Annotated in this window: 20 protein-coding genes; 12 read left to right on the forward strand and 8 right to left on the reverse strand. The window is 73.4% G+C overall.

What is annotated here, in order from left to right:
* Positions 1–11: 11 nt before the first annotated feature.
* Together AC1QRC_RS01535 and AC1QRC_RS01540 are read right to left on the reverse strand one after the other, a co-directional pair.
* Positions 12–794 carry a GTP pyrophosphokinase gene (locus AC1QRC_RS01535; protein ID WP_484205106.1) on the reverse strand — a complete coding sequence of 261 codons (783 nt, stop codon included), beginning with the start codon at positions 792–794 and terminating at the stop codon, positions 12–14.
* Positions 791–1,246: a MarR family winged helix-turn-helix transcriptional regulator gene (locus tag AC1QRC_RS01540; protein ID WP_484205107.1), complete on the reverse strand. Its 456-nt coding sequence runs from the start codon at positions 1,244–1,246 to the stop codon at positions 791–793. The genes AC1QRC_RS01535 and AC1QRC_RS01540 overlap by 4 nt, the downstream gene beginning before the upstream one ends.
* 140 nt (positions 1,247–1,386) lie before the next feature.
* Here AC1QRC_RS01540 and AC1QRC_RS01545 point away from each other — a divergent pair, with 140 nt between their 5' ends.
* The 3 genes from AC1QRC_RS01545 (at position 1,387) to AC1QRC_RS01555 (ending at position 6,332) form a co-directional block, all read left to right on the forward strand.
* Positions 1,387–4,569, forward strand: a complete 3,183-nt coding sequence (locus AC1QRC_RS01545) for an efflux RND transporter permease subunit (protein WP_484205108.1) — start codon at positions 1,387–1,389, stop codon at positions 4,567–4,569.
* A gap of 90 nt (positions 4,570–4,659) precedes the next feature.
* The gene (locus tag AC1QRC_RS01550; protein WP_484205109.1) at positions 4,660–5,205 is read left to right on the forward strand and encodes a SigE family RNA polymerase sigma factor; all 546 of its coding nucleotides are present in this window, start codon (positions 4,660–4,662) and stop codon (positions 5,203–5,205) included.
* A complete protein-coding gene (locus AC1QRC_RS01555; RefSeq protein WP_484205110.1) occupies positions 5,202–6,332 on the forward strand; it encodes a hypothetical protein in 1,131 nt (376 codons plus the stop codon). Before AC1QRC_RS01550 ends, AC1QRC_RS01555 begins: the two co-directional genes overlap by 4 nt.
* A 26-nt stretch (positions 6,333–6,358) precedes the next feature.
* On the opposite strand, the gene AC1QRC_RS01560 is transcribed toward AC1QRC_RS01555, so the two are convergent.
* Positions 6,359–7,741, reverse strand: a complete 1,383-nt coding sequence (locus AC1QRC_RS01560) for a glucose-6-phosphate dehydrogenase (protein WP_484205111.1) — start codon at positions 7,739–7,741, stop codon at positions 6,359–6,361.
* Positions 7,742–7,976: 235 nt separating this feature from the next.
* On the opposite strand from AC1QRC_RS01560, the gene AC1QRC_RS01565 reads away from it, so the two are divergent.
* Positions 7,977–8,666, forward strand: a complete 690-nt coding sequence (locus AC1QRC_RS01565; RefSeq protein WP_484205112.1) for a C40 family peptidase — start codon at positions 7,977–7,979, stop codon at positions 8,664–8,666.
* 10 nt (positions 8,667–8,676) lie between these two features.
* Here the strand turns inward: AC1QRC_RS01565 and AC1QRC_RS01570 are convergent, their stop codons facing one another.
* The gene (locus AC1QRC_RS01570) at positions 8,677–10,689 is read right to left on the reverse strand and encodes an ABC1 kinase family protein (protein ID WP_484205113.1); all 2,013 of its coding nucleotides are present in this window, start codon (positions 10,687–10,689) and stop codon (positions 8,677–8,679) included.
* 148 nt (positions 10,690–10,837) lie between these two features.
* On the opposite strand from AC1QRC_RS01570, the gene AC1QRC_RS01575 reads away from it, so the two are divergent.
* Positions 10,838–11,884: a sigma-70 family RNA polymerase sigma factor gene (locus AC1QRC_RS01575; RefSeq protein ID WP_484205114.1), complete on the forward strand. Its 1,047-nt coding sequence runs from the start codon at positions 10,838–10,840 to the stop codon at positions 11,882–11,884.
* Positions 11,881–12,507, forward strand: coding sequence for a TIGR03086 family metal-binding protein (locus AC1QRC_RS01580; RefSeq protein ID WP_484205115.1), 627 nt, complete (start codon positions 11,881–11,883; stop codon positions 12,505–12,507). Before AC1QRC_RS01575 ends, AC1QRC_RS01580 begins: the two co-directional genes overlap by 4 nt.
* 393 nt (positions 12,508–12,900) lie before the next feature.
* Here AC1QRC_RS01580 and AC1QRC_RS01585 read toward each other — a convergent pair whose 3' ends face one another.
* The 3 genes from AC1QRC_RS01585 to AC1QRC_RS01595 are packed head-to-tail and all read right to left on the reverse strand — an operon-like array spanning position 12,901 to position 15,081.
* On the reverse strand, positions 12,901–13,365 hold the full coding sequence (locus tag AC1QRC_RS01585) for a hypothetical protein (protein WP_484205116.1): 465 nt from the start codon (positions 13,363–13,365) through the stop codon (positions 12,901–12,903).
* A 7-nt stretch (positions 13,366–13,372) separates the two neighbouring features.
* On the reverse strand, positions 13,373–14,140 hold the full coding sequence (locus AC1QRC_RS01590; protein WP_484205117.1) for a hypothetical protein: 768 nt from the start codon (positions 14,138–14,140) through the stop codon (positions 13,373–13,375).
* Positions 14,141–14,169: 29 nt separating this feature from the next.
* On the reverse strand, positions 14,170–15,081 hold the full coding sequence (locus AC1QRC_RS01595; protein WP_484205118.1) for an amidohydrolase family protein: 912 nt from the start codon (positions 15,079–15,081) through the stop codon (positions 14,170–14,172).
* Between the two features lie 69 nt (positions 15,082–15,150).
* Between AC1QRC_RS01595 and AC1QRC_RS01600 the strand changes: the two genes are divergently transcribed.
* The 3 genes from AC1QRC_RS01600 (at position 15,151) to AC1QRC_RS01610 (ending at position 17,526) form a co-directional block, all read left to right on the forward strand.
* Positions 15,151–16,362 carry a M20 metallopeptidase family protein gene (locus tag AC1QRC_RS01600; RefSeq protein ID WP_484205119.1) on the forward strand — a complete coding sequence of 404 codons (1,212 nt, stop codon included), beginning with the start codon at positions 15,151–15,153 and terminating at the stop codon, positions 16,360–16,362.
* Positions 16,363–16,408: 46 nt separating this feature from the next.
* Positions 16,409–16,942: a DedA family protein gene (locus AC1QRC_RS01605; protein WP_484205120.1), complete on the forward strand. Its 534-nt coding sequence runs from the start codon at positions 16,409–16,411 to the stop codon at positions 16,940–16,942.
* 128 nt (positions 16,943–17,070) lie between these two features.
* Positions 17,071–17,526, forward strand: a complete 456-nt coding sequence (locus tag AC1QRC_RS01610; protein ID WP_484205121.1) for a DUF6463 family protein — start codon at positions 17,071–17,073, stop codon at positions 17,524–17,526.
* A 12-nt stretch (positions 17,527–17,538) separates the two neighbouring features.
* Here the strand turns inward: AC1QRC_RS01610 and AC1QRC_RS01615 are convergent, their stop codons facing one another.
* Positions 17,539–17,889, reverse strand: coding sequence for a VOC family protein (locus tag AC1QRC_RS01615; RefSeq protein ID WP_484205122.1), 351 nt, complete (start codon positions 17,887–17,889; stop codon positions 17,539–17,541).
* A 124-nt stretch (positions 17,890–18,013) separates the two neighbouring features.
* Between AC1QRC_RS01615 and AC1QRC_RS01620 the strand changes: the two genes are divergently transcribed.
* From AC1QRC_RS01620 to AC1QRC_RS01630, 3 genes are read left to right on the forward strand one after another with little or no spacing between them, the layout of a single operon-like run.
* Positions 18,014–18,757, forward strand: a complete 744-nt coding sequence (locus AC1QRC_RS01620; RefSeq protein ID WP_484205123.1) for a DNA alkylation repair protein — start codon at positions 18,014–18,016, stop codon at positions 18,755–18,757.
* A gap of 36 nt (positions 18,758–18,793) precedes the next feature.
* Complete coding sequence (locus tag AC1QRC_RS01625; protein ID WP_484205124.1) at positions 18,794–19,732, forward strand: hypothetical protein; 939 nt, start codon at positions 18,794–18,796, stop codon at positions 19,730–19,732.
* A 49-nt stretch (positions 19,733–19,781) separates the two neighbouring features.
* Entirely contained in the window at positions 19,782–20,576 is a 795-nt protein-coding gene (locus AC1QRC_RS01630) for a crotonase/enoyl-CoA hydratase family protein (protein WP_484205125.1), read from the forward strand.
* Positions 20,577–20,593 lie beyond the last annotated feature (17 nt).

The raw sequence follows: 20,593 nt of genomic DNA on the forward strand, positions 1-20,593 counted from the left end.
CGACGCCCCCCTCACCCGCCCGGTTCCCCTGCGTCGCCAAGTCCGTCCCGGATGGCACGCAGCTGCTGCAGCACCTCGTCCGTCGGGACCAGGTGGTTGTCCGGGCGAGGCACCTCGGCGTCCCCGGAGTGCACGCGCTGGTGCAGATCCTCCATCAGCTCGTCCAGCCGGTTGGCCGTCTCGGCAGCCTGGGACAAATGCTCCAGCACCTCCGGCGGGGCGGACCGCTGGTACTTGTAGTAGATCTTGTGCTCCAGGCTCGCCCAGAAGTCCATCGCGATGGTGCGCAGCTGCACCTCCACGACGACGGGGACGACGGAGTCCGAGAGGAAGACGGGGACCTCCAGGAGGGCGTGCAGGCTGCGATAGCCGTTCGGCTTGGGCTCCTTGACGTAGTCCTTGACCTGCACCACGCGCAGGTCGGACTGCCCCGTGAGCAGATCGAACAGGCGGTAGACGTCGGAGGTGAAGCTGCAGGTCACCCGCACCCCGGCGATGTCGGTAATGCTCTCCCGGATCGAGCCGAAGGACGGGTCGACCCCCTTGCGCGCCACCTTGCCGATGATCGATTCGGGCGTCTTCACGCGGGAGCTGACGTGCTCGATGGGGTTGTAGTCGTGCAGCAGCCGGAACTCCTCGCGCAGGATCCCGATCTTGGTGGTGATCTCGTCGACCGCGAACTGGTACTGCAACATGAAGCGGGTGAACTCGGCGCGCAGCTTCGCCAGGTCCTCCAGCAAGTGCTCGGGCGGCGGCACGGGCGGCCACGGGGGCATCGACGCAGGCCCGGTCATCCCCGGCCCTCCTCGGCGTCGATCTCAGTCGCGACCTCGACGAGCCTGCCGAACAGCCGCTCCAGGTCGGCCAGCTCCGCCAGCGACAACCGCGCCAGCACCCGGTCCCGGTGCTGGTCACCCAGTCCCTCCAGGACGTCGAGCACCTGGTGCCCCTCGTCGCTGAGCGTGAGCAGCACCCGCCGGCGATCGGCCGTGTCGGGCTCCCGGACCAGCAGGCCCTTGCCGGCGAGCCGGTCGACCAGCCCGCTGATCGTCGGGGTCGAGACGGCCAGGGACTCGGCGAGCGCCTGCCCGGTCGTCCCCGGGGCGGACCGGACCACCAGCAGCAGTTGGATCTGCCGCAGCGTGAGGTCGTCGGGGAAGGCTGCGGGCCCGCCCCACCGGCTGATCAGCCGGCGCAGGTCGCGGTCGTGCCCCTTGATGCGCTCCAGGAGGGACTCCGGCTGCACGACCTCCTCCTCCCGGGGGCTGCCGGCAGGGCAACCGCGGCGGACCCTATTGATTAGGAGATGACTAACTATTCCCCGCATACTAGCGAGGGCCCCGTCGCTGTCCAACCGCCGTCGATCCACCGAGGACATCCACGCCGATGAGCAAGCTCACCCTCTTCAGCGTGCGCAACCGCGCACTCATCGCCCTCGCCACGATCTTCACCGTCGTCGCCGGCCTGAACGCGATGGTCTCCCTGCCGCGCGAGCTCTTCCCGTCCCTGCAGTTCCCGGTCCTCGCGGTCGCGACCGGAGTGCAGGGCGCCAGCGCCGAGGTGATGGAGGAGCGCGTCAGCGACCCGATCGAGGTCGCGGCGCAGGGGCTCGGCGGTGTCGTCGAGGTGCAGTCACAGTCGAGCGAGGGGTTCTCCGCGGTCACCGTGGAACTGGACTACGGCACCGACCTCGGGGCCGCACAGACCGACCTGCAGCGGGCCGTGCTCACCCTGCCGAACCTGCCGGACGGCGCCGAGCCGACCATCTTCGCCGGCAGCATCGACGACTTCCCGATCATCCAGATGTCGGCCACCGGCGGTGAGGACGCCGAGGACCTGGTGCGCCTCCTGCGCCAGGTGGTGATCCCCGACATCGAGGACATCGACGGGGTCCGTGACGCCCAGCTGACCGGCGTCTCCGACCAGGTCGTGCGGATCGACCTGGACCAGGCCGCCGCCGCGGAGGCGGGGGTGAGCGCCGGCGACATCGGGCAGCTGCTCCAGGCCAACGGCCTGGTGGTCCCCGCGGGCCGGGTGAGCAACGGCGAGCAGGAGCTGGCGGTCCAGGTCGGCACGCGCCTGCAGTCGGTGGACGACATCGCCGCCCTGCCGCTGCCCGGCGCCGACGGCGCGACCCTCTCCGACCTCGCGGAGGTGAGCCTGACCACGCCGGAGGCGACGGCATACACCCGGACCAACGGGGCCGAGAGCGTCGGTCTCAACATCACCAAGACCCCCGACGGCAACGCCGTCGAGATCTCCCACGAGCTGGAGCAGCTGCGCCCCGAGCTGGAGGCCGCCCTCGGCGGGGAGATCACCGTGATCTTCGACCAGGCACCGTTCATCGAGCAGTCGGTGGACGACCTGACCCACGAGGGCCTGCTCGGGCTCGGGTTCGCCATCCTGATCGTGCTCGTCTTCCTCCTCTCGGTGCGGCTCACGCTGGTCACCGCGGTCAGCATCCCGCTGTCCCTGCTCATCGCGCTGATCGGGCTGCAGACCGCGGGTTACAGCCTCAACCTCCTCACCCTCGGCGCGCTGACCATCTCGATCGGTCGCGTGGTCGACGACTCGATCGTGGTGATCGAGAACATCAAGCGGCACGCCGGCCTCGGGGAGGACCGGTTGACCTCGATCGTGCGGGCGGTGCGGGAGGTCGCCGGCGCGATCACGTCCGCGACGGTCTCGACGGTGGCGGTGTTCCTGCCCATGGCGTTCGTCGGCGGGCAGGTGGGCGAGCTGTTCAGCCCGTTCGCGCTGACCGTGGCGATCGCGATGGGCGCCTCGCTGCTGGTCTCCCTGACGATCGTGCCGGTGCTCGGCTACTGGTTCATGGGCCGGGCCGCCGACGCCCGCGCCACCGACCACGGCACCCCCGGGGAGGGGATCCCCACCGAGGGGCAGTCGGCAGGACACGACGAGACGTATGCCGTGGGGCCGGTCCCCGGCGACGAGCCGGACCGGTTGCAGCGGGCCTACCTGCCGGTGCTGCGCACCGCAATCTCCCGCCCGGTCTGGTCCCTGGTCCTGGCCGTGCTGATCCTGGTCGGCACCGGGGTGGCGGCGGGTCAGCTGCAGACGAACTTCATCGGCGACGCCGGCGGCAACTCGGTCACCGCCACGGTGCAACTGCCCTCCGGGGCGACGCTGGAGGAGACCGACGAGGTCTCGCGGGAGGTCGAGGACTGGCTGGGGCAGCGCCCGGAGGTCGAGGCGTTCCAGGCGACGGTGGGCTCCTCGGGCGGGATCGAGGCCGTCTTCCTCGGCTCGGGGAGCAACACCGCCAGCATCGCGATCACCCTCACCGAGGGCACCGACGGCGACGCCTTCGGGGACCTCCTCAAGGAGCAGGCTCCGGCCCCGGAGGACGCGACGGTGACAGTGGCCGCGGCGACCGGTGCCCCCGGGGCGACGGAGCTGCAGGTGCTGGTCACCGGGCTGGACCAGGACGACCTCGCGGCCGCCGCCGAGGACGTCGTCGGGGCGATGGAGGCGACCGGCGCGACCGACGTGACCAACGACCTCACCGACCTGGTGCCGTCGCTGGAGGTGACCGTCGACCGGGACGCCGCCGCCGGGCTCGGTCTCACCGAGGCCGGCATCGGCCAGGCCGTCGCCGCGGCCACCGACGGCAGCACGGTCGGCCAGGTCGAACTGGGCGCCGCCGAGGTCCGTGTCGTCGTGCACCAGGGTGAGGCGCCCGCCGACGTCGAGGCGCTTGAGGCGCTGGCCGTCGGGGCCGGGCCAGAGGGGCCCATCACGTTGGGAGACGTCGCCACGCTGGAGGAGGTGGACCAGCAGGTGCGGGTGACCCGGGTGGACGGGATGCGCAGCGCCAGCATCACCGGGACCCCCACCGGGACGGACCTGGGTGCGGTGAGCGCTGACCTGCAGGAACGGCTGGAAGCTCTCGGCCTCCCCGAGGGGGTCCGCGCCGAGATCGCGGGTGTCACCGCCGACCAGGAGGAGGCGTTCGCCCAGCTCGGCCTCGCGCTGCTCGCGGCGATCGCGATCGTCTACCTGGTGATGGTGGCGACCTTCAACTCCCTGGTGCAGCCGCTGCTGCTGATGGTCTCGGTGCCGTTCGCCGCGACCGGTTCGCTGCTGATGCTGCTGGCCACCGCCACCCCGCTCGACGTGGCGGCCTTGATCGGCATGCTGATGCTGGTCGGCATCGTCGTCACCAACGCCATCGTGCTCATCGACCTGGTCAACCAGTACCGCAACCGGGGCCTGGGCGTGCACGACGCCCTCATCGAGGGGGCCCGGCACCGGTTCCGTCCCATCGTGATGACGGCCCTGGCCACGATCGGCGCGCTCACCCCGATGGCGCTGTCGATCACCGGCGGCGGCGCGTTCATCTCCCAGCCGCTGGCGCTGGTCGTGATCGGCGGCCTGATCAGCTCGACCGCGCTGACGCTGCTGCTGGTGCCGGTGCTCTACCAGTTGGTCGAGGGCGCCAAGGAGCGGCGGGCAGCACGCCGGGCCGAGGGCGGGCCACGCCGTGGCCTGTTCGGCCGGCGCGGCAAGCACTCCGAGGCGGTCGTCGCCGACCTGGCCGCCGACTGACCCGGAGCGGCACCGCAGCACCCGCGCCGGGCAACCTTTCGCCGTGCCTCGTCGTGGAAGGGGTATGCAGCGCAGTGGCAGGCTCGGTCCGTGAGCACCGACGCCGACGACGAGTTCGCGGCCTTCGTCGACCGCGAGGGTGCCGCGCTGCTCCGCGTCGGTTGGTATCTCACCTCCGACGCCGACGAGGCCCGCGACCTGGTGCAGGAGGCCCTGACCCGGGTCTACCCGCGGTGGTCGAGGTTGCACCCGGGCCAGCAGTCGGCATACGTCCGCCGGACGATGGTCAACATCCAGCGTGACGCCGCCCGCCGCCGCGGCCGTGCCGCGCTGCTGCCCTGGCACCGGACCTCGGGGGTCGACGGGGGTCGACCCGCGGCCGATCCGGCCGTCGCCGTCACGGAGCGGGGTGCGCTGGTCGCGGCGCTCCAGGCCCTCCCGGCGCAGCAGCGGGCCGTGATCGTGCTGCGCCACGTGTGCGACCTGTCCGAGCAGCAGGTCGCCCAGGAACTCGGGATCTCGGTGGGCGCGGTGAAGAGCGCCGCCTCCCGGGGTCTGGCCACGCTGCGACGGCTCGCCGCGGCCGACCAGGACGACTCCACACACCACCCGGACGCAGAGGTGAGGCGATCATGACCGATGACGAGACCTGGCTGCGCGACCAGTTGCTGCTGGCAGACCCGCCGGCGATGGCGCCCCTGGACGGACGTGCCGTCCTGGACCGGGGCCAGGGCAGGAGGCGGCGCCGGCGCATTGCGGCCACCAGCTCCGTGGGGACGGTCGGCGCACTCGTCGTCGGCACCGTCCTGTGGGCCGGCCAACTCCTCCCCGGCCCCCTCCAGGACGCGCTGCCGGCAGCCCCGGGGAGCACGGCGCAGTGCCCCGAGTTCCTTGCCGGCGGAGCCCCGTCGGCAACGACGGGCGCACGCACCGAGATCGCCTCGGACGTAACGGACCTGACGCTGCTGGACTGGGTCGCCGCGGACGGGACCGTCGTCCGGGTCATCCGGACCACGGGTGGGTGTCTGGTCCCCCGCCCCGAGGACACCGGAGACGCCGCAGCCTCGGGCGTGGGGGTCAGCGTCGTGACGCAGCAGCCGGGCGGCCCGCTGGTGCTGCACGGCTCCCGGGACCCGGGTGAGGACGTGCAGCGGTGGGGGGCCGAATTGCTGGAGGTCCCCGGCCAGGACTCCATCATCGCGATCGTGCCCCCGGACGCGGCGCGGGCGGGGCTGGCCGGCGGCGAGCCGGTCGAGGAGTTGCGCCCGGTCCTCGACGACGACGACCAGGTGCTGGCCAACGTGGCGCACCTGCCCGTCACTGGCGGCGAGGGCCCCGCCGCCCTGCTGTGGGAGGTCGGCGAGGAGTGGTCCGTGCGGTGGGTCGCTGCGGACGTGGTGGGGGTCCCGCCGCCGGAACGCAGTGGTCCTCAGCTGGCCCGGTCGGAGTCCGATGGCCGGTGGTCGGTCTGGACCGGCGGGCGCCAGGTGTCCGAGCCGGTCGCCGTGCCCGAGGGCCCCTGGGCGCTGCAGGGGTCAGACACCGGGGGCCAGGTCCTTGCCGGGTGGCTGCCGGAGGGCACCCGCGAGCTGATCGTCGACGGGGAGTTGCACGACCCGATCAGCCTGCAGCAGACCATCGGCCTGCCCCTCGAGGGCCTGGAGCCGTTCGCGGTCGACCTCGGCTCGGCAGCACACCGGGTCGAGGCCGTCGCCGCAGACGGCACCCGCACCCCCATCCCGATCGTCGACACCTCGCGCTAGCGGCACGGGGGGGCCGGCTGCAGCGGTCAGCCGGGCGCGGGCACCTGGCCCCAGCCATCCGGACCCTGCGACCCGGCCGGGTACTCCTGCATCGGCACGGACCCGGCACGCCAGGCCGCCAGGACCGGGTCGACGATGCGCCAGCAGTCCTCGGCGACATCGCCGCGGATCGACAGCAGGGGGTCGCCGTCCAGGATCCCGGCCAGCACCTCGCCGTAGGGCAACATCCGCGGTTTGCCCAACTCGGCCCGGATCGCCTTCTGCTCCAGCTCGAAGGGGTTGCCCTCGGCGTTCATCGACAGCACGAGGTCGACCGCCCCGGGCCGCAGCTCCAGGATCAGCTGGTCCGGCTCGGTGCAGTCCTTCAGCCCGTCCGGCACGTGCCGCGGGGGTCGGAAGGTGACGACGACCTGCTTGGCCTGCTCCCCCAGCGCCTTGCCGCTGCGGAGCACGAAGGGCACGCCCGTCCAGCGGGCGTTGGCGACCTCGAGCACGACCTCGGCCAGGGTCTCGGTGTCGTTGGCCGGGTCGACGCCCTCCTCGTCGACATAGCTGGGCACGTCCCGGTCCACCGCGCGCCCGGCGGTGTAGCGGGCCCGGCGGGAGGCCGTCGCGGGGTCCTGCCCCCAGATCCGGGTGGCGCGGAGCACCTGGGCCTTCAGCGAGCGGACCTCCTCGGCGTCCAGGGCGGCGGGGGCCTCCATCGCGAAGAAGGCCAGCACCTGCAGCAGGTGCGACTGGATCATGTCGACCAGGGCACCGGCCCCGTCGTAGTAGCCCGCCCGCCCCTCCAGCGCCAGCGTCTCGCCGTAGGAGATGTCGACCCGCTCGATGTGCTCGGCCGACCACATGGGCTGTAACAACCGGTTGGCGAAGCGGATGCCGATCAGGTTCAGGATCGTGTTGACCCCCAGGAAGTGGTCCACCCGGTGGACCCGGTCCTCGGGCACCAGGCGCAGCACCTGGACATTCAGCTCCTGGGCCGACTCCAGCTCGTGGCCGAACGGCTTCTCCAGCGCGAGCCGGACGTCCTGCGGCAGGTCGAGGTCCTCCAGGAGTTCACAGACCTGCTGGGTGACCTGCGGGGGCAGCGCGAAATACAGCACGAGCGGACCGGTCAGACCCTCCAGGGTCGCGGCCAGCTGGTCCGGCTGCAACAGGTCTGCCCGGACGTACCGGGCGTCGGCGAGCGCGACCCCCGCGGTCTCTTCCGGCACCTGCGCTGCGGTGAACGCCTCGCTGATCCGGTCCCTCCAGGCAGCATCGTCCAGGTCGGCCCGGTCCGCCCCGATGACGCGGACGCGGCGGTCCGGTTCGGCGGCCAGCAGGCTCCCCAGCCCAGGGAGCAGGAGCCGACTGGTGAGGTCGCCGGAGGCGCCGAGGACCAGCAATGTGGTGGGGTCTGTCATGCCCGCCATCCTGACATTTCGGCTCGATCCGTGCCCTCCGGGCACGCCCGGGCCCCCGACCTGCTGAATCACATCGCCGCGGTGACCAACCTCACAACGGGAGGCCGCCGGACCCCAGCACGACAGCCGGAGCGCTGCAACCCGTGAGACTTGCGCCCCTCCCGCGGGGACGCTTCACTCGACGGGCGCCACTGCGGCGCCCGCCCCGTCCCCGCCCCCTGCGTTTGGATCACTGATGACCCGCACTCACTCCCGCCTGTCCGCTGCCCTGCTCTCCGCCTGCGTCGCGGTCCCGCTGCTGGCCTCCGCTCCGGCCAACGCCGCTCCCGCCGCCCCCGCCACGAGCCCGACCAGCGCCACCACCACGGTGGCCCCCGCCTCGGGCTTCGAGGCCGCCGGCACCAAGGTCACCCGCTACGTGAAGTCGCCGGCCAAGCTGCGCAAGGGCCCTGGCACCAACTACGCCAGCCTGGGCACCTACCGGGTCGGCGCCAAGATCACCGGCACCCGGACCGGCAACGGCTGGATCAAGATCGCCGACCAGCGCTACGTCTCCGAGTGGCTGACCCAGGCCGACCCGCCCAGCAGCGGCGTGACCGGCGAGCAGGTGCTCACGGAGGGCCGCAAGTACTTCGGCATCATGTACAAGTCCGGCGGCAACACCCCGGCCGGCTTCGACTGCTCCGGCTACACCCAGTACGTCTTCGGCCGGCTCGGCTACTCGCTGCCGCGCACCGTGTCGGCGCAGAAGGCGGCCACCACGCCGGTCAGCTCGCCGAAGAAGGGTGACCTGGTCTTCTGGAGCAACTACCACGTCGCGATCTACGCCGGCAACGGCTACATCTACGACTCGGGCAAGCCCGGTCTGCCGGTGCAGAAGCGCAAGATGTTCTCCGGCGTGACCAGCTACGGCCGGGTGCTCTGAGCCGCACCGCCTAGCGTCTGGCGCCCCAGGAGGTCCGCGCCTGGTCGGCGAAGGCCACGGCCAGGGCCCGCGCCGCCAGCACGAACGCGAACAGGAACAGGGTGGCCCCCAGCACGGGGTAGAGCCCGATTCCCTCGGACAGTTCCGGTCCCCGGTCGGCCAGGATCAGCAGGATCCCGCCGATGGCCGCGGCCCCGGCGAGCAGCGTCACGGTCAGCTGCTGGACCAGCCCGGACAGGAACGAGCGGTCCCGCTCGTCGGCGAGCACCCGGACGTTGACCGAGAGCTCGCCGCGCTGGGCGGCGTCCGCGAGGGCGTCCACCCGCCGCGGGAGCCGCTGCAGCACCGGCAGGAGGTGCAGCAGTTGCTCCTCCAGCGACTCGCGCAGCTGGCCGGGGGCCATCCGGCCGGCCGCCATGTCCCGCCCCGCGGCCCGCGCGGCGTCCATCAGGTCCACGCCGGGGTCGAGCACCCGCAGCGTGCCCTCCAGTGCGCCCAGCGAGCGGAAGGCCGCGGCGACGGCCGGTGGCACCGAGAATCCGTGCCGGACCACCAGCGCCATCAGGTCGCCGAAGAGGCCGGCCGAGCCGGCGCCGCCGAGGCCGTGGCCGTAGCGGGCGATCAGCCCGCCGAGCTCGCGTTCCACCGCGCGGTCGTCGAGCCCCGCGGGTCGGTCCAGCACCCCGAGCAGCGCGTCCGTGGCACCGACCGAGTCCTGCCGGTCGACGGCGAGCACCAGCCGGGTCAGGCCGCCCCGGGCCGCGGTGTCCAGCCGGCCGACCGAGCCGAAGTCGAGCAGCCCCAGCGCACCGTCCTCGTCGACGAAGACGTTGCCGGCGTGCAGGTCGGCGTGGAACACCCCGCTGTCCAGCACCTGCCGCAGCACCGCCGCGAGGAGGGTGTGCGCCATCTCGCGGCGCCGCTCCGGTGCGAGGCCGGCCAGCAGGTCCCCCGCGCGGGACAGCTCCCGGCCGGCCATCCGCTCCATCACCAGGACCCGCTCACCCGACCACTCGGCATACACCGTGGGGACCCGGACCGGCACCGCGCCCGTGCCGGCGGACGCCAGGGCCACGGCGTGCATGTTGGCCGCCTCCACCCGGTAGTCCAGCTCCTCGTCGAGGCTGGCGGCGAACCCCTCGGCGAGGCTGCGCACCCGCAGCGCCCGACCCCAGTCGGTGGTGCGCTCCAGCCAGCCGGCGAGCCGCCGGATGATGTCCATGTCGGCGGTGACCTGCGCCCGGGCGTCGCTGCGCTGCACCTTGACCACCACGGGTGAGCCGTCGCGCAGCCGGGCGGCGTGCACCTGCCCGACGGACGCCGCGGCCAGCGGCTCCTGCTCGACCCGGTCGAAGACCTCGGCGGGATCGGCGCCCAGCTCCTCCCGCAACGTCTGCTCGACGACCGCCCAGGGCTGGGGCGCGACGTCGGAGGTGAGCCGGCCCAGCTCCGCGGCGAACGCCGGGCCCACCAGGTCGGGTCGGGTGGACAGCATCTGCCCGAGCTTGACGAAGGTGACGCCGCCCTCGGTCATCGCGAGACGGAGCGAGCGGGCCACCCTGGGTGCCTCGTCGCCCAGTGCCGTATGCCGTCGCGCCCGCAGGAATCCGCCCAGCCCGTGCCGCACGGCGATGGCGACGATCGCCCCATAACGCCGGGACCGGCGGCGCCGGGCGGGCAGGTCGCGCAGCAGCACCAGCGGCCGGGGCAGCGTGCCGGTCGGCACCATCGCCTCCAGGATCACCAGCGCCCCGATGCCGAGCGCAACCGCCCAGGCGATGATCAGCACGAGCAGCATCGCCGCCACCGCCGGCTCCGCCCCGGTGACCAGGCCGTCCTCGCCCACCTCGATCCCGAGCCCGGACGTGATCGCGTTGATCAGGCCGCCCATCCCGGTGAGCACCAGGGCGCTCACCACGATGGTGCGCGGCCAGCCGATCGGCTGCCCCAGCAGCCGCCGGGTCACGAAGCCGAGCAGCAACGAATTGAGGATGACGGCCAGAACGCTGGCGACGAACAACACGAGTGCGGTCCTTTGGTCCGGGACGCGCCCTACCCTGCCGCAGGGCCACCGGACCGATGAGTCCTGCGGGTCCGGATGGTCCACATGCTAGAGGGCTCGGCGCCGGGCCCTCCCCACGGCATACTCGATGCTGGCGAAAGGACCTTCGATGAGCAGCCCCCCACGGACGCACGACGAGCACGGCGGGTCGACCGGTGAGGACCCTGCAGGACGGGGCGACTTCACCGCCCGGGCCGAGCAGTACCGGCGCGAGCTGTTCGCGCACTGCTACCGGATGTCCGGCTCGGTGCACGAGGCCGAGGACCTGGTCCAGGAGACGTTCCTGCGGGCCTGGCGGGGCTACGGCGCGTTCGAGGAGCGGGCCTCGATGCGCACCTGGCTGCACCGGATCGCCACCAACGTGTGCCTGACCTCGCTCGAGGGCCGGCCCCGGCGGCCGCTGCCCACCGGGCTGGGGCAACCGTCGGCCGACCCCCGCGAGCCGGTGCACGCCGAGGGCGAGGTCCCCTGGCTCTCGCCCGCCCCGGACGCCCTCCTCGCCGCCTCCCCCGAGGGCTCCGCCGAGAGCCAGGAGAGCATCCGCCTGGCGTTCGTGGCCGCCCTGCAGCACCTGCCCGCCCGGCAGCGGGCCGCGCTGGTGCTGCGCGACGTGCTGCAGTGGAAGGCCGCCGAGGTCGCCGAGGCGGTGGGCACCAGCACGGCAGCCGTCAACAGTGCCCTGCAACGCGCCCGGGAGACGGTCCGGAAGGCCGAGCTGAGCCGGGACGGGGTCGCCGGGGAACTCACCCCCGACCAGGAGGCCCTGCTGGAGCGCTACGTCCAGGCGTTCTGGGACAAGGACATCGAGGGGCTGGTCGGGATGTTCACCGACCGGGCGGTGTGGGAGATGCCGCCGTTCCCGGGCTGGTACCAGGGCCCGGAGGCGATCGGGACCCTGATCGACTCGCAGTGCCCGGGCCAGGCCCGGATGATGGCGATGGTGCCGACGACGGCGAACGGGCAGCCCGCCTTCGGGCTCTACATGCGCGGCCCGGACGGCAGCTACACACCCTTCCACCTGCAGGTGCTCACCCTCGAGGGCGACCGGGTCTCGCACGTCGGGGCGTTCTTCGACGACGCCCTCTTCAGCACCTTCGGGCTACCCCCGGCGCTGCCAGCCGACGCGGTGTCGGACGACGGGGTCCTGGCCCCGTGACGCACCCGGCCCGCCCGGCACCGGCCCTGCCGGAGCTGGGCCTGCTGGAGCGTGCCATCGGCTACACCCGGGTCTCTCTCGCCGCCGTCCCCGCCACCGACCCGCACGCGCCGACGCCGTGCCGCGGCTGGGACCTGACCGCCCTGCTGACCCACATGGACGACTCCCTGCGGGCCATCGAGCAGGCGGGACGCGAGCACACTGTGTCGCTGCACCGGGGCGACGGCCGGTCCGGCCCTGGGCCCGGCCCCGGTCGTGACGGACGACCGCCCGCGACACCGTTGGAGCTGGTGCATGCGATCCGGGACCGGGCCTGTGACCTGCTGGCGGCCTGGTCCGAGCACGACGGGGAGCGGTTGATCTCGGTGGCGGGGTCCCCGATGCAGGCGGGGGTGCTGGCAGCTGCGGGATCCCTGGAGATCGCCGTGCACGGGGTCGACCTGGCGCGGGCGTGCGCCCTGGACCACCCGCTACCGGACGCGCTGGCGGCCGACCTGCTGGCCTACCTGCCGCTGCTGGTCGGGCCGCGGGACCGGCCGACCAGATTCGCCCCGGCGCTCCCGGTGACCGCGGCCGCCCCCGCGCCCGACCGGCTGCTGGCGGCGCTGGGCAGGACACCCTGAGCCCGACGCGTCGCCCACAGCAGGAGCACCGCCGCGCCAGCGGCCACGACCTGGCCGCTCAGCACCATCGGCAGCCCCAGCCCGACGGCGACCAGGGCCGCGACGGCGGCCGGCCCGAGGGCCCCGGGACGCTGCCGCGCCAGGGCCCAGAGGGTCAGCACCAGCGCCAGCACGAGGAATACGCGGGCCGGTGACTGGCTGCCGCTGAGCCCCGCGACGACGGTGGAATACCCCCCGACCGAGATGTAGTCGCAGATCAGGCCGCCCTCCCCGGAGAGGTCGGCGATGCAGGTGGGGCCGCTCCCTGGGGTGTAGGAGAGCGAGGGTGTGGTCCACGGCAGACCCAGCGAGAGCAGCAGGAGCAGTGCGGCGGTCCACACCGCCGTGGTGCGCTCAGCCACCGACCGTTCCCGGCTCACGGCGCGCACGCGGGACGTTCCCACGGCGGGACTGCCCGGCATACAGCAACAGCGCAGCGGCACCGAGGGCGGCGACCTGTCCACTCTGCGCGGCCAGGCCGGTGAGGGGCACCCCCAGCAGCACCGCGGCTCCGGCGAGCGCCAACCAGGTGGTCCGCTGGTGCCGCCAGGCGAGCACGATGAGGATCAGGGCGCCGACCAGGAAGACCCGTGCCACCGCCTGCGATCCGGACTGCGCAGCCGCCCCGACATACATCCCCGGGGACACGTAGCCCCCAGTGCACCACATCGTGCCGTCGAAGAGGTTGGTGGTGCAGGAACCCGGTGCGTACCACCCGGGGACGTACTCCCTGCTCGACGCCGACCAGGGTAGCCCCAGCGCCAGCAGGAGCAGGAACGCCGCGGTGGGCACCGCGACCCGGCGGGCGGTGGTGCTCACCGGCGCCTCACAGCCTCCGGCCGGGGCTCAGGGCCACGGCGCCGACGGCGCAGGCGGTGCCCAGGGTCACCAGGAAGGCCATGTTGGTGCTGATCATCGGCAGCATCAGCAACGTCCAGAACAGCAGCAGACCCCCCGCCCCGGCGGCGCCGACGGTCCACGCGTTGCCGCCCAGCGCACCCTTGCCGAGCAGCGGGGCACCCTGCGCCACGGCCGCCGCGGTCGCGAATCCCGCCCACGCGGCGCTGTCGCTCCACAGGACTCCCAGGTCGTCCATCGGGATCGAGATGCCGAGCACCACCAGGAGCAGGGCGAGCGCGTGCAGCACGATCCGCACGAGCGTGCCGCTGTCCATGCTCGTGGCTCCCGGCGTGGGTGTCGTCGCGGTGGGGGCCCCGGCATACGCCCCCGGCTGGCCCTGGGCACCCGGCTGGCCCTGGGCGCCCGGCTGGCCCTGGGCGCCCGGCTGCTGGCCCGGCTGTCCGTATGCCGTGTGCCCCCAGGGCTGTCCCTGCCCCGCCCCCTGGGGCTGGGCGTAGGACTGGCCCGGGCCCGGCGGGCGGTTCGCCTGCTGACCCTGGGCGCCCGGTTGAGCGGTGCCACCGTGCTGGCCCGCGCCACCCGGGGAGGTCGGCCACGTGCTGGTGGGCGGCCCCTGAGGACCGCCCTGGGGCTGACCCCACGACTGCGGCGAGGCCTGGGGTGACGACTGGCCGGGCGGTGGCCCGGTCGGTGGATCCTGCCGGCCCGGGTTACCCGACTCTTCGGTGCTCACGTGCGACCCCTCTGCGAACGGTGATGACGTCAGGGCGAGCCTAGCCCCATGAGCCGCGCCCCGTTGCGCCACAGCACGCCCCGCAACCACTCGTCCCCGAGGTCGAGGCGGGCGAGGGCCTGCAGCTGGTGGGCGTAGGGGTAGGGGATGTTCGGGAAATCCGACCCGAGCACCACCTTCTCCCCCAGGTGGCGCAGCACCGGCAGGAAGTCCGCGGGCAGCGGCAGGTGCGCCTCGACATAGTCGGTGCCGGCCATGGTCGTGTCCAGGTGCACGCCCTCGTGCCGGTCGGCGAGCTCGGCGAACTCCAGGTACTCCGGCATCCCCAGGTGCGCGACGACCAGCACCAGGCCGGGGAACCTGCGCAGCAGCCGGGCCACCCCGTCCGGGCCGGTGTGTTCCCCGGCGTGCGGCCCCGATCCCGCATGCAGCACCACCGGCGCCGCGGCGTCCCGCAGCGCACCCCACACCGAGTCGAGCAGGGGATCGTTGGGGTCGTAGCCGCCGACCTGCACGTGCGCCTTGAACAGCCTGGCCCCACGCTCGAGGGCCGCGGGGACGTAGTCGGCGGCCTCCGGCTCGGGATAGAAGGTCCCGGAGTGCACCGCGTCCGGCACCCGGGCGGCGAACCCGGCGCACCAGTCGTTGAGCCAGGCCGCCATGCCCGGTTTGTGCGGGTACGTCAGCGCGGGGATCGCCTGGAGCCCCAGGGCGCGCACCGTGGCCAGCCGCTCCGGCTCAGCCAGTCGGTAGCGGATCGGCCAGTCCCCCGGCTCCTGCCACCCGTTGCTGTCGAAGGCGTGCCACACCTTGGCCAGCATCCGCTCGGGCAGGAAGTGCACGTGGATGTCGGCCAAGCCGGGCAGGCCGAGGGAGTCGGTGTAGGCCGGCACGTCCTCGTCCCGCGCCGGGCCCGGCAGCGACGGTGGGGTCGTGGCCACGGATGTTCTCCCCTTCGGTCGGTGCACCCTGTCGGGCCCAGCGTAGGCAGCAGCGAGAGGATGGTGCCCATGAGCACCCTCGACCTCGCCCGGGAGTTCGCCCCGGACCTCATCGCCCTGCGCCGCGACCTGCACCAGATCCCCGAGCTGGGCCTGCACCTGCCGCTCACCCAGGAACGGGTCCTGGCCGAGCTGGAGGGCCTGGACCTGGAGGTCCACACCGGCCGGGGCCTGTCGTCGGTCACGGCGGTGCTGCGGGGGACCGCCGTGCCGCGCGGCGAGGGCCCCACCGTGCTGCTGCGCGGCGACATGGACGGGTTGCCCGTCACCGAGCAGGTGGACCTCCCCTACCGGTCCCGACACGAGGGCCAGATGCACGCCTGCGGGCACGATCTGCATACGGCCGGCCTGATCGGCGCCGCACGGATCCTGAGCCGGATGCGCGACCAGGTCGCCGGCGACGTCGTCTTCATGTTCCAGCCCGCGGAGGAGGGACCGGGCGGTGCCGAGCCGATGATCGAGGAGGGTCTGCTCAGCGTGTCGGGGCGCCCCGTCGACGCGGCGTTCGCGCTGCACGTGACCTCCTCGGAGTACCCGCTCGGTCAGTGGTTCGCGCGGCCCCGGGAGATGATGGCGGCCGCGGACACCGTGTCGATCACGGTGACCGGCGCGGGCGGCCACGGGTCGCAGCCGCACCGGGCGCTCGACCCCGTCCCCGCGACGTGCGAGGTGGTGCTGGCGCTGCAGACGATGGTGACTCGCACCTTCAACCCGTTCGATGCCGTGGTGCTGACCGTCGGGCGGGTGAGCGCGGGGACCAAGGACAACATCATCCCGGACACCGGGGAGATCTCCGCGACGCTGCGCACCTTCTCCGCGGAGAACCGGGACACCGCGAAGGACGCGATCCGGCGCACCGCGAGCGGCGTCGCCGCGGCGCACGGGCTGACCGCCGAGGTGACCTTCAGCGAGGGGTACCCCGCCACGGTCAACGACGACGCCGAGTACGCGCTCGCCCTGGAGACGGTCGTCGACCTGTTCGGCGAGGACCGGTTCTCCGAGCGGCCGCAGCCGGAGATGGGCTCGGAGGACATGTCGTTCGTGATGGAACGCGTGCCCGGCGCCTACTTCTTCATCGGCGCCTGCCCGGCCGAGGACTACGCGCACGCCCCTGACAACCACTCCCCGATCGCCGAGTTCGACGACTCCGTCCTCCCGGACGCGGCCGCCTGGCTGGCCGAGGTGGCGCTGCGCCGCCTCCGCCGCCCCCTCCCCGCCTGACCCCGGGTCCGGGCCCTGCAGGACTATCGAAGGGTAGCCTTACCTGGTGTTCCAAGACCGGCCCTTCCTCATCGCTCTGGCGGCGCTCTTCTCGATCGTCATGGCGCGCGGACAGGCCACGTACTGGATCGCCCGGGTGGTGACCGAGCAGGCGCTGCGCCGGACCCACCCGGTGGAGGGCTGGAAGGCCTCGGTCCACGGGTGGCTGCAGGGGGAGGGAGTGGCCCGCGGACGCCGGTCGATCGAGTGCTGGGGCCTGATCGCGGTCCCGCTGTGCCACCTCACCGTGGGAGTCCAGACGCTGGTGCTCGCCTCCGCCGGCATGGTGCGCATCGCCTGGCCCATTTTCACCCTCGCCCAGATCCCGGGGGCCCTGGCCTGGGGCACCATCTATGCGACCATCGGGTTCGCGGCGTGGGACGCGGGGGTGGCTGCGGCCGCCGGGTCCCCCTGGGGCGTGGCGGGCCTGGGCCTCATCCTGCTGGTGGTCCTCGGCCTGGTCCTGAACCGCAGACACCGGGCAAAACTGGTCCGCGAGGCGGTCGAGGACAACCTCCCGGCCGAGGCACCGCAGGACTGAGTGGCCTGAGTGGCCAGGGGCCACGTCCGCACACGGCCCCGGTTCCCCGGCCCGTTCACCCGTGTCGCACCGCACGATCCCCCGCGCGGGTGACGCCCCGGGTCTCGACCGCGGGCGAGCGTGGACCCATGACGACGACACCCGCTGCCCATCCCACCCGCTCCACCGACCCTCACCCGGCCGCACCGCAGGCCGTCCGCACCGCCCACCGCCCGACGATCTTCGCCGGCTGGTGGATGGTGGGGATCGCCGTGCTGCACACGGCGGTCTTCCTGTTTCACGAGTACTGGTCCGCCTGGCTCGCCGGTGACCTCTGGTCGGCCGACGCACCGATGGAGTCGATCGCCCTGTTCTGGGCACTGCCCGGCAGCTTCGTAGTGGTCCTCGCCGTACTCGGCCTGCTCGTGGTCCGGATGGGCCGGCGGGACGAGGCGGTGCCGCGCTACGTCGGCTGGTCCCTCGGCCTGTGGTGTGTCGGCTGCCTGGCGCTGATCGGCCCCAGTGGTTTCCTCACCGGGCTGGTCCCGGCAGCAGTACTCATCGCGTCCGGGCTCCGTAGGCCCGGCACCGGGGCCAAGGCCTGACGGCCCGCGAGCTCACACCTGGACGACGCAGAACTCGTTGCCCTCCGGGTCGGCCAGGACGGTCCACCGCGTCCCCCACCGATCCTCCTCGGTGAGCACCGTCGCGCCCAGCCCGACGAGCCGCTCGACGTCGGCGGCGCGATCGTCGGAGCGCAGGTCGGCGTGCATCCGGTTCTTCGCGGTCTTCGGTTCGGGGACCTGGAAGAACAGCCACCCCTGCCCGTCCGTCGCCCCGTCGCCGATCATCGCGAACTCCGCGTCGGAGCGCTCCGCGAGCTGCTTGCCCAGGGCGGCGGCCCAGAACTCGGCAACCCGCCGGGCATCGGCACAGTCGAGGGTGATGTGGTGCAGGGCCAGGGTCATGGTCGCTCCCCGTTCGGTGATCGGTCCGGTCGGTGCCGGCAGGGAGCACGCTACGGCCCACCCACCGGTGTCGGCCACCAGTGCCAGGATGGGGCGGACAGCCGGCCGACCCACGAGGAGAGCGATGGCGCCGCCGCCCGACACCCCCGGGAGACCTGCGGGGCCGCACCCGGAGCTGGTCGCCGACGTCCGGGAGGCGCTGGCCGCGGCCGGCGACCCGGAGCGGGCGATCGGGCAGCAGCGCTACATGAAGTCGGCGCTGCCCTACCACGGCCTGACCACGCCCGAGTTCCGGGCGACGGTGCGCCCGATCCTCGGCCATCCGGCATACCGGCTGACCGACCGGCCCACCTGGGAGGCGACGGTCCGCGCACTCTGGGACGGCGCCACGCACCGGGAGCAGCGGTATGCCGCCACCGCCCTCGCCGGGCACCGGCACTACCGCGGCTGGCAGGACCCGCAGACGCTGGAGCTCTACCGACACCTGGTGATCACCGGCGCCTGGTGGGACCACGTCGACGACATCGCCTCGCACCTGGTCGGCCCGATCCTGCGCGCGCACCACGACGCGGTCGAGCCGGTGATCCGGGCGTGGGCCACGGACGACGACCTGTGGGTGCGGCGCACCGCGATCCTGTCCCAGCTCGGGGCCAAGGCGGACACCGACACCGCACTGTTGGAGCACTGCGTGGGCGCCAACGTGGTCGACAGCCGGCACGGCGGGGAGTTCTTCATCCGCAAGGCGATCGGGTGGGCGCTGCGCGAGTATGCCAAGACCGACCCCGACTGGGTCCGTGCCCTCCTTGACCGACACGCGATGGCGCTCAGCCCGCTGAGCCGGCGGGAAGCCGCCAAGCACCTCGGCTGACAGGGGCGCGACCGGGGTGTTCCGTACGCTGGACCGGTGACCCCCGAGGACGAGGAGGCGGCCGGCGCCGGCCTGGTGCGCGCGGCCGTGACCGAGCTGTATGCCGTGTCCGCCGGTGAGTTCATCGCGCGCCGGACCGCCCTGGTCAAGGCGGCCAAGGTGGACGGGCACAAGGAGGCGGCGCGACAGATCGGGGCGCTCCGCAAGCCCAGCGTCGCCGGCTGGGCCCTCAACCAGGTGCTCCGGCAGCGACCGGACGTGCTGGAGCGCCTGGGCGATGTCGGCGTCCGGCTCCGGCACGCCCAGTCCGCCCTGGACGCCGCGGGGATCGCCGGGCTGCGGGGCGAGCGCGACACCGTGCTGGCCGAGTTGGTCGCGGCGGCCGCCGAGGTGTCCTCGGCACGAGGACAGCGGCTCACCCCGGCGGTCGAGGCCGAGATCCGGGACACCGGGATCGCGGCGCTGGCCGACGAGGCTGCCGCCGAGGTGGTCGCCTCGGGCGGGTTGACCCGGGCGCTGCACTACTCCGGGTTCGGCGAGGTCGACGTGGCCGACGCCGTGGCCCGGACCAGCACCGGGGTGGTGCTGACCCGAATCGAGGGCGGGGGTGAGCTCCAGGCGTCCGAGCCGGCGGCAGCACCGGATGAGCCCGAGGAGGCGCCGCCGGAGCCGGATCCGGACCCCACCGCGGAGCTCCGGGCCGCACTGGCCGCGGCAGAGCACCAACAGGAGCGGACCGCCAAGGAACTGTCGGTCTGCACCTCCCGGCTGGATCAGGCCCGTGGCCGCAGCGAGTCGACCCGCGCCCGGATCGAGAAGCTCCGGGCAGACCTGGCCGCGGCGGAGGCCGCGGACGAGCAGGCCCTGGTCGAGGTGACCCGGGCCATGGAGGCGCGCACGGCCGCAGCGGCAGCCGAGGTCGAGGCGGCCGCGGAGGTGGACCGGCTCCGGTCGGCCCTCGACGGGCCCGGCTGACCCGCCGCTGGCAGACGCCGCTGGACCACGCCTGTGGCACGCTGGGCCGGTGAGCAACGGCATCAGCACCGACGTGGTCGACGGCGTGGCGCGGGTCCGACTGGACCGGCCGGACAAGCTGAACGCGCTCACCCTGCCGATGCTCGACGAGCTGGCGGCGACCGCCCACCGGCTGCGTGCCGACAAGGATCTGCGGGCGGTCGTACTGTCCGGCGAGGGCGATGCGTTCTGCGCCGGGCTGGACTTCGCCAGCGTGCTGCCGGACCGCGTCGGCATCGCCCGGGCCTTCGTCCCGCGGCCGTGGCGCGGCACCAACACCTTCCAGGAGGCCTGCTGGGCCTGGCGCCGGCTGCCGGTGCCCGTCGTCGCCGTCGTGCACGGCCACTGCCTCGGTGGCGGCGTGCAGATCGCGTTGGGCGCCGACTTCCGGTTCACCACCCCCGACGCCCGGTGGTCGGTGCTCGAGGGCAAGTGGGGCCTCATCCCCGACATGAGCGGCATCCGCAGCCTGGCCGAGCAGGTCGGCAAGGACACCGCGAAGCGCCTGGTGATGACGGCCGAGTGGGTGGACGGCACCGAGGCGGCCCGGCTCGGCCTGGCCACCGCGGCCGTCGCCGACCCGTATGTCGAGGCGCACGCCCTGCTCGGGCAGCTGGCCGAGCGCTCCCCCGACGCCATCGCGGCGGCCAAGCGGCTCTTCGAGCGGACGTGGACATCCGGCCCACGGCGCACCTTCGCCCGGGAACGGCTCGAGCAACTGCGCCTCCTGGGCCTGCCGAACACGGCCCGCGCCCGCAAGGCGGCGTTCTCCCGGGACGCCCCGCAGTTCGGTCCGCGCCGCTGACCGGCCAGGTGACCGGC

Source organism: Ornithinicoccus sp. (assembly GCF_057176825.1).